The sequence below is a fragment of the Streptomyces sp. MBT53 genome (assembly GCF_016654115.1).
In the GTDB taxonomy this organism is placed as follows: domain Bacteria; phylum Actinomycetota; class Actinomycetes; order Streptomycetales; family Streptomycetaceae; genus Streptomyces.
This window is the reverse complement of the sequence record NZ_JAEQAZ010000303.1, coordinates 1-8,374: the sequence shown is the minus strand read 5'-3', so window position 1 is coordinate 8,374 and position 8,374 is coordinate 1. Positions and strand designations below refer to the sequence as shown.

At 68.9% G+C, this 8,374-nt stretch carries 5 protein-coding genes and 1 pseudogene; 2 read left to right on the top strand and 4 right to left on the bottom strand.

Features of this window, described 5'->3' with window-relative positions:
• Positions 1-184: 184 nt before the first annotated feature.
• Positions 185-1,336, top strand: coding sequence for an ADP-ribosylglycohydrolase family protein (locus tag JHN45_RS48920; RefSeq protein ID WP_307783425.1), 1,152 nt, complete (start codon positions 185-187; stop codon positions 1,334-1,336).
• Here JHN45_RS48920 and JHN45_RS48915 read toward each other — a convergent pair.
• Both JHN45_RS48915 and JHN45_RS48910 read right to left on the bottom strand, forming a co-directional pair.
• Positions 1,331-2,911: a sodium:solute symporter family protein gene (locus tag JHN45_RS48915; protein WP_201055943.1), complete on the bottom strand. Its 1,581-nt coding sequence runs from the start codon at positions 2,909-2,911 to the stop codon at positions 1,331-1,333. The genes JHN45_RS48920 and JHN45_RS48915 overlap by 6 nt on opposite strands.
• Before the next feature lie 135 nt (positions 2,912-3,046).
• Positions 3,047-3,835 (bottom strand): SDR family oxidoreductase, encoded by a 789-nt coding sequence (locus JHN45_RS48910; protein ID WP_200716991.1) that lies wholly within the window; start codon positions 3,833-3,835, stop codon positions 3,047-3,049.
• Between the two features lie 81 nt (positions 3,836-3,916).
• Here JHN45_RS48910 and JHN45_RS48905 point away from each other — a divergent pair, with 81 nt between their 5' ends.
• A complete protein-coding gene (locus tag JHN45_RS48905) occupies positions 3,917-4,756 on the top strand; it encodes a hypothetical protein (RefSeq protein ID WP_201055941.1) in 840 nt (279 codons plus the stop codon).
• On the opposite strand, the gene JHN45_RS48900 is transcribed toward JHN45_RS48905, so the two are convergent.
• Positions 4,757-6,604, bottom strand: coding sequence for an MFS transporter (locus JHN45_RS48900; protein WP_201055939.1), 1,848 nt, complete (start codon positions 6,602-6,604; stop codon positions 4,757-4,759).
• Between the two features lie 187 nt (positions 6,605-6,791).
• A pseudogene (locus tag JHN45_RS48895) lies at positions 6,792-8,374 on the bottom strand (D-alanyl-D-alanine carboxypeptidase); the annotation flags it as partial.

Below are 8,374 nucleotides of genomic sequence, written 5' to 3'. Positions count from 1 at the left end.
CCGACGCGTAGCGCAGCGGAGCGCCCTTTACTTGGTCCGTTCCGGCCCGACACTGACAAGAAGCGAGTGGCCCAACGGCAACATCTGCAACCCCGGTCGGCACGAGCCCCCTCAACCCACCGTCCCCGTTCGATTACAGTGCTGAGCTGACTCGTACGTACGGACGGAGCCTGTGGAGGTCTTGGTGAGTGCCGCAGCCGGCGCCGTCTGGGGGCGGGGCGAGCAGCAGGACTTCCGGAGCCGGGTGCGGGGGACGCTGCTGGGGGCCGCCGTGGGGGACGCACTCGGTTCGCCCGTCGACCTGTTGGCGATCGACGAGATCCGGGAGGCCTACGGTGCGGAGGGCGTCGTGGATCTCCCGTTCGGGTACGGGCGGCGGGGCGCCGTCACTCATCTCACGCAGCTCACTCTCTTCACCGTGGACGGGCTGATCAGGGCGCAGGTGAGGCGTGACACCGGGGCCTGGCATCCCCCCACCGATCTGCATCGGGCGTATCTGCGGTGGGCGGCCACCCAGCACGACTGGGGGCCGGATGAGCGTCGTAAGGACGACGGGTGGCTGGCGCGGGAGGAGTGGCTCTACGCTCGGCGGGATCCGACTCGGGCTTGTTTGATGGGGTTCGGCGACGAGCGGATGGGGACTCTCGACGCGCCCAAGAATCCTGGTGAGGTGGGGGGCGAGGCGGCTGCCCGTTCCGCGCCGTTCGGGTTGCTCGTCGGGTGGGAGCCGCAGTTGGTGATGCAGCTCGCGGTGGAGTGCGCGGCGCAGACCCATGGGCATCCGGTGGGGTATCTGGCGGCGGGTGCGTATGCCGTCGTCGTGCATGGGCTCGCGCGCGGAGAGAGTCTCGACGGCGCGGTGCAGCGGGCGCTTGCGCTGCTTGCCGCCCGGCCCGGCCATCAGCCCGTCTCCGATGGGCTGCAGCGTGCCCTCGGTGCCGTACGGCAGGGGATGCCGACTTCCGGGCGGGTCGAGGAGCTCGTGGGGGAGGGGAGCGCGGAGGGGGTGCTCTCGGGGGCTGTGTACTGCGCGCTCGTCGGGGAGGACGTACGGCACGCGTTGTGTCTTGCCGTGAATCACGGTGGGCCCTCCGGGGGTGCCGGGGCGCTCACGGGTGGGCTGCTGGGGGCGTTGTACGGCGAGACGGCCCTCCCGCCGGACGGCCCTCCCGCGCTACATACCTGCTACATACCTGCTGCATCCCTACTGCATCCCTGCTACGCCCCTCTCGGATACCGGGCTGGATCGCCCGGTATCCGAGAGGGGCGTAGCAGGGATGCAGTAGGGATGCAGCAGGTATGTAGCAGGTATGTAGCAGGGGTGCAGTCGTTATGACTGGCTGCTGCCCACCACGTCGTCGCCCGTTCCCGCCTGCGCCGGTACGGCCACGGCGACCGCGTCTCCGTCGTCGTCACCGCCGCCGTTGATCCGTTCGATCAGCGCGTCGCGTTCGGGGGTGTCCTCGGGCTTCACGTAGCCGATGAGGATGTAGAGGATCAGGGAGACCGCGAGCGGGACCGACACCTGGTACTGGAGCGGGACGCCGCCGTCGACCTCCCAGTTGATGGGGTAGTTGACCAGCCAGAAGGCGAGCAGGCCCGCCGCCCAGCTCGTCAGGGCCGCGGTGGGGCCGGACTTGCGGAAGGGGCGGAGCAGGCCGAGCATCATCGGGATCGCGATCGGGCCCATCAGACCGGCGACCCATTTGATGACGACGGTGATGATGTCCTTGAACGTGGGCGAGTTGATCTGCGTCGCCACCGACATCGACAGGCCGAGGAAGACGACCGTGGTGACGCGGGCGGCGATCAGGCCCGAACGGTCGTTCCACGCACGGGCCTTGGCCGATATGACGGGTGCCACGTCCCTCGTGAAGACGGCCGCGATGGCGTTCGCGTCGGACGAGCACATGGCCATCGTGTGGGAGAAGAAGCCGACGACGACCAGGCCCAACAGGCCGTGCGGCAGCAGTTGTTCGGTCATCAGGCCGTAGGAGTCGGAGCCGTCCGGCTTCTGTGCGTGGACCAGGAGCGGTGACATCCACATGGGGAAGAACAGGACCGTCGGCCAGATGAGCCACAGTGCCGCCGAGAGGCGGGCCGAACGCTCTGCCTCGTGGGGGGTCTTGGTGGCCATGTAGCGCTGGGCCTGGTTGAGCATGCCGCCGTTGTACTCGAAGAGCTTGATGAAGAGGAACGCGAGGAGGAAGACCGTGCCGTAGGGGCCGACGAGTGGTTTGCCGTGGCCCTGGAGTGCCGGTTCGTCCCAGGCGCCGAGGAATCCGATGCCCTTGTCGTTCAACTTCAGTACGACGGCCACGAACATGGAGACACCGGCGAGCAACTGGATGACGAACTGGCCGAGTTCGGTCAGCGCGTCCGCCCACAGGCCGCCGATCGTGCAGTAGACCGCCGTGATCGCGCCGGTGATGAGGATGCCCTGGTTGAGGGACACACCTGTGAAGACGGACAACAGGGTTGCGATCGCTGCCCACTTGGCCGCCACGTCCACGATCTTCAGCAGCATCCCGGACCAGGCGAGCGCCTGTTGGGTGCGCAGGTTGTAGCGGTTCTTCAAGTACTCGAGCGGGGAAGCCACATGGAGCCGGGAGCGCAGCCGGTTGATGCGCGGCGCGAACAGCTTGGAGCCGATGGCGATGCCCAGGGCGATCGGGAACGACCAGGTGATGAAGGAAGTGACGCCGTAGGTGTAGGCGATGCCCGCGTAGCCGGTGAACATGACCGCGCTGTAGCCCGACATGTGGTGCGAGATGCCGGACAGCCACCAGGGCATCTTGCCGCCGGCGGTGAAGAAGTCGCTCACGTTGTCGACACGTTTGTGCGACCACACACCGATGGCCACCATCACGCCGAAATAGCCGATGAGCACGGCCCAGTCGAGCCCGTTCATATGCGCCCTCCCACGATTGAGCCGGTTCAGCCCGGGGCTCATCGTGGGCGGTCGCGCGTGAGCACGACAAGTAAGCGCACAGTCAAGGGCAAGTAAAATCGTTCGGATTGATGTTCCGCGTTCACCTACATGAACTCATCGCATCAGCTCCCCGGCGTTGACCAGCAACGACTGTCCGGTGATCGCCCGCGCCCGTTCCGACGCCAGGAACACCGCCGCATCCGCCACATCCCCGTCCGTCGCCAGCTCGGGCAGCGCCATCCGGTCCGACAGCCGCTTCAGCACCTCCGCCTCCGGCACCTTCTCCGTGTGCGCGGTGAACTGCACGTACGCCTCCACCGGCGGCCCCCACATCCACCCCGGCAGCACGGTGTTCACCCGGATCCGATACGGCCCCAACTCCCTTGCCAGCGAGTACATCGCGCTCGTCAGCGCCCCCTTCGACGCCGCGTACGCCGCCTGCCGCACCTGCGAGGGCGCGGCCACCGCCGACTGCGTCCCGATGATGACGACCGAGCCGCCGCCCGCCTCCTTCAGCGAGGGCAGGCACGCCCGGGTCATCCGCAGCGTCCCCAGCAGGTTCACGTCGAGCACCGACTGCCAGGTGGCGAAGTCCGCGTCCTCGATCCCGCCGAAGTAGCTGTCCCACGCGGCCACATGGACCACCGCGTCGATCCGCCCGAACCGCTCCCGCGCCACCTCCGCGAGCGCCTCGCACTGCGCCTCGTCCGTGATGTCCGTCGACCGGTACGCCGTGTGCGACCCGTCGGGGTCGATCTCGGCGGCCGACTTGGCGAGATGCGCCTCCGTGCGCGCGCCGAGCACGGCGTTGCCTCCGTCCCGTACGACGGCGGCGGCGACCTGGTGGCCGAGTCCGGCCCCGACCCCCGAGACGACGACGGTCTTGCCCGCGAGCAGCGACATCCGATCCCTCCCGGGGTCTGGCGATTTATCTGACGGGGCGTCAGAGTATGGGCGACCGGCGGAGGACGGAAGGGGAGCGACGTGAGCGAGGACACCCGGAGCGACGTGTACGCCGAGCTGGCCGCCGTAGGACCGTACGGAGTCCGGCCGGGCCACGCGCTGATCACCATGGTCGAACCGCATCCCGGCCACGAGTACGCGTACAACCGCTGGTACGAGGACGACCACTACTACGCCGGCGCGATGGCCATGCCCTGGATGTACGCGGGCCGCCGCTGGGTCGCCACCCGGGACCTCCAACTCCTGCGGTATCCCGAGAAGTCGGCGGTCGCCCAGCCCGTCACCGCCGGCTGCTACCTCTCCACGTACTGGGTCACCGATGGCCGCTACGACGACCACATGAAGTGGACCGTCGGCATCAACAAACGGCTGAATCGCGACGGGCGGGTCTACCAGGACCGTACGCACGTCTTCACCGCGTTCCAGGACCACGAGGCGACCGTGTACCGCGACGGCGCGGCCGGACCGAGGGACTTCCACGCCCTCGACCACCCTTACGCCGGGCTGGTGTTGGAGGTCGTCGACAGTGAATCGGCAGCGCAGCGCGCCGAGTTGCTGGAGTGGTTGCGGTCTCGGCACCTGCCGAAGCGGCTCGCGGGCTCACCGGCCGCGATGGTGACGGTCTTCCGACCCACGCCCCTGCCGGGCGACCGCATGACCTACGTCAAGCAGGTCGAGGGGGTGGATACGCGGCTGACGCTGTTGTGGTTCCTGGAGGCGGATCCGCGGGACTGCTGGGAGCAGTACTTCACGGGGCTGGACACGGCCGTGGCCGAATCCGGCCTGGGGAGCGTCGAGTTGGTGGCGCCGTTCATCCCCACCGTCCCGGGCACCGACAAGTACGTCGACCGGCTGCGCTGACTACTTCAGTTCGTCGGGGCAGGGCGTGCCCCGGGGCAACTGGTACGGCGCCGCGAGCCTGTACGTCCCCGCCTTCGGCGCGAGCAGCATCGTCCACTTGTCGCCCTTGGAGTCCTCCTCGGTCTCCATCAGGCAGCCGTTGGGGTTGTCGTACGTCTTCGGGGTGCCCTCGGCGCGATGCTTCGACGCGTCGGTCTCCTGCGGCGGCTTGAGGCTCTTGCCCTTCGCGTCGACGACGCTCAGCCACGGCGAGTACGGGATCCGGATCAGGATCCGGCCCTTCTTCTTCACCTCGATGGTCAGCTCGCCCTGCTCGGCCCGGTCGACGACCGCGTTCGGCTCGGCGAGCGGTGTCGGGTCGGTGACCTGGAACAGCTGCCAGTTCGTGTCGCCCCAGACCTGCTTCAGATACGGCATCCCGCGCTGGACCAGGTCCCGTTCGCGCTCGCCGCCGTCGCCGTCCAGCTTGTCCTTCGGCAGGACGACGTAGTGGACGGCCCAGCGCTGGAGCCACTCGTGGTAGTTCGCCGAGTTGAGGGTGTCGTCGTAGAAGAGGGGGTTGCGCTCCATGTCGGCCTGGCGGTTCCAGCCGCGGGCCAGGTTGACGTAGGGCGCGAGGGCGGAGGCCTCGATGTGGGAGGCGGCCGGGACGACCTCGACCCGGCCGCGCTCGGCGCCGACCTCCTGGAGTTCGTTGACCAGCGGGGCGAGTTCGTGCGACCAGGACGCGGCGGGCGCGGTGTTGACGACGTCGTCGACCGACTTGAAGCCGATCCAGCCGGTGAAGCCGATGAAGGCCAGCACGATCGTGTACCACTTGCGCGAGCGGGGCGTCACGAACGGCAGCGCGGCGATCAGGGCCACCCCGGCGAACAGCATCGCCAGCCGGCTGATGTTCGAGCCGATCTGTGAACTGACCAGCCAGACCAGGATGACCCCGATGCTGTACACGGCCGCCGTGATCCGTACGGTGATCCACTCGCGCGGCACCAGGAAGTAGACGAGGATCCCGGACGCCAGCGGCAGGATCATCGAGCCGAACAGCATCGGCTGGGTGCCGGAGAACGGGAACAGCCAGGCGGACACGGCCACCACGGCCGCGGGCGCGAGGCCGAGCGCCCAGGCGCCGGGGCGGCGCTTCTGCAGGAACAGGGCCACGGCGACCAGGCCCACGAACAGTCCGGCCACCGGCGAGGACATCGTCGCGAGGGCGGCCAGCGGGGCCGCGCACAGGGCCTTCGCCCAGCGTTTGTAGCGCCAGCGGTAGGGCCAGCAGAAGACGACGGCCACCGCGCCGAGCCCGAACACCAGGCCCAGGCCGTACGTCACCCGGCCCGACGCCGCGTTGCACAGCAGCGCGAAGACACCCGCGAGCGAGGCCCACAGCGGGTTCCGCACCGAGCGGCTGCGGATCAGGATCAGGGTGAGCAGGCCCGCCGAGATCGTCCCGGCGATCATCATCGTCGTACGGACACCGAGGACCGACATCAGATACGGCGAGACCACGCTGTACGACACCGGGTGCATCCCGCCGTACCAGGCGAGGTTGTACGCCGAGTCCGGGTGCCGGCCGACGAACTCCGCCCAGGCGTCCTGCGCCGCGAGATCGCCGCCACTGTTCGCGAACGTGAAGAACCAGGCGATGTGCAGAACCCCGGAGAGCAGCGTGAAGCCGATCACCGGGTGACGGAGGAAGGGGGCGCGGAGGCGGTCGACCAGACCCGCCCAGCGGGTGCGTCCGCTAGGTGTCGCGTCGTGGTCCGTGTGCTGCGCGGGCAGGTGTATTCGCGGGCCGGCTCCCGGGCCCGGATCGGCATCGTCGGCGCGTGTCGGCTCCGCTGTGGCCACCTGAAGGCACTCCCCGTGTCCCGTCTTCTGTTCCCGGCCGCGTCCTGTCCCGTTCCCGGCCTGTTCGACGCCGCGTCCACCTGACCGGCGACGTGCCCCGATTCGCGACGCTAGCACGCACCCCGCCGGTCGGCTCCCGTGCGGGTGGCCGGCCGGCGGGGTGCGGTGACGTAGAACGCCTCGTGGGTCAGCCGAGACGCTTCAGCTTCGCGGTCAGGGCCGGTTCCGCGAGATCCTTCTGCAGGGCGACCGGCACCTTGACCGCGCCGCCCGAACCGTCGCCCACGGTGAGCGTGCCCACCTTGGTGCCGGCCTTCGCGGTGTGCGGTACGGCGTCGGGGGCGAAGGACAGCTTCACCTTGAGACCGGCCCAGCCGACCGCGGCGACGTCCTTGGTGACGACGACCGGGGTGTGACCGCCGAGCTGGTCGTCGACGTACCCGACGACATCGCCCTTCTTCAGGATCTTCGCCGAGGTCATGGCGTCCTGCGCCGCGAGCATCGCCGTCTTGCTGACCGCGTTGACGGTGTCGATGATCGGCGCGGTGTGCTGGCCGAGGATCGCGCCGACGACGACGGCCGTCTCACCGCCGACCTCCTTGGTGGCGGCGAACAGCAGGTTGCCGCCGGCCGCGGTGGTCGTGCCGGTCTTGATGCCGAGCGAGTTGTTGTACGGCACCAGGCGGTTGTAGTTGGTCCACTTGTGACCCGACGGGTCGACCCAGCTCGGGAGCTTGGTGATGTCCATCAGCGCCTGGATCTTGACCAGTTGGTTGCCCAGCTTCACCTGGTCCTCGGCGGTGGAGACCGTGGTCTCCTTCAGGCCCGAGGCGTCCGTGTACGTCGTGTTCGTCATCCCCAGCGCCTTGGCGGTGTCGTTCATCTTCTTGATGAACGCCGCCTCGGAACCCGCGTCCCAACGGGCCAGCAGGCGCGCGATGTTGTTCGCCGACGGGATCATGATCGCCGACAGCGCCTGCTTCTCGGTGAGGACGTCGCCCGCCTTGACGGTGTTGAGGGTGGACTCGCCGTCCTTGTCGTAACCGCCCTCCTTCTCGGCGGTCGCGTCCACGGTGATCTTCTCGCCCTCCGCGCCCGACTTCAGCGGGTGGTCCTTGAGGACGATGTACGCCGTCATCGCCTTGGCGACCGAGCCGATGGCGACCGGCGTCTGCTTGCCGAAGTTGCCCATCGTGCCGATGCCGTTGACGTCCATCCAGCCCTGGCCCTCGCTCGGCCACGGGAGGTTCGCCTTGCTGCCGTCGAAGGTGTACGAGTCGTCGGCGGTGAGCGTGAGGGACGGCGTCGGCAGCGGTCGCAGAGCCTGCACTACTGCAAACACGATCGCCAGCAGGACGACCAGCGGGGTCCAGATCTTGACCCTGCGGATCGCCGTGCGGACCGGGGTCTCCGGCGGCGGCGGGGTGTTGGTCAGCTCGGCGAGGAGGTCCAGCGGGGGCTTCGGGGGAAGCGGCTGCTGGGTCGTGCGCTCGGGGCCGACCTGGGCGGTGTCCCTTCGGGGCGTGCGGGGTTCGTCGAGGGGCTTGAGCGCGACGAACTTGCTGGTGCGCTCGGCGGGAGCCTCAGGGGTCTCGGGGGCCTTTGGAGCCGGCGGGGCCTTGAGGGTGGTCGTCGGCTGGTCCACCGCGGGCTTGGGCAGCCGCACGGCCTTGAAGACAGCGGTGGGCTGATCGACCGCCTCGGCTACGCCGTCGCCCGGCCCCGTTTTCCCACCCGCACCACCCGTGCGGGTGGGAAAACGGGGCCGGG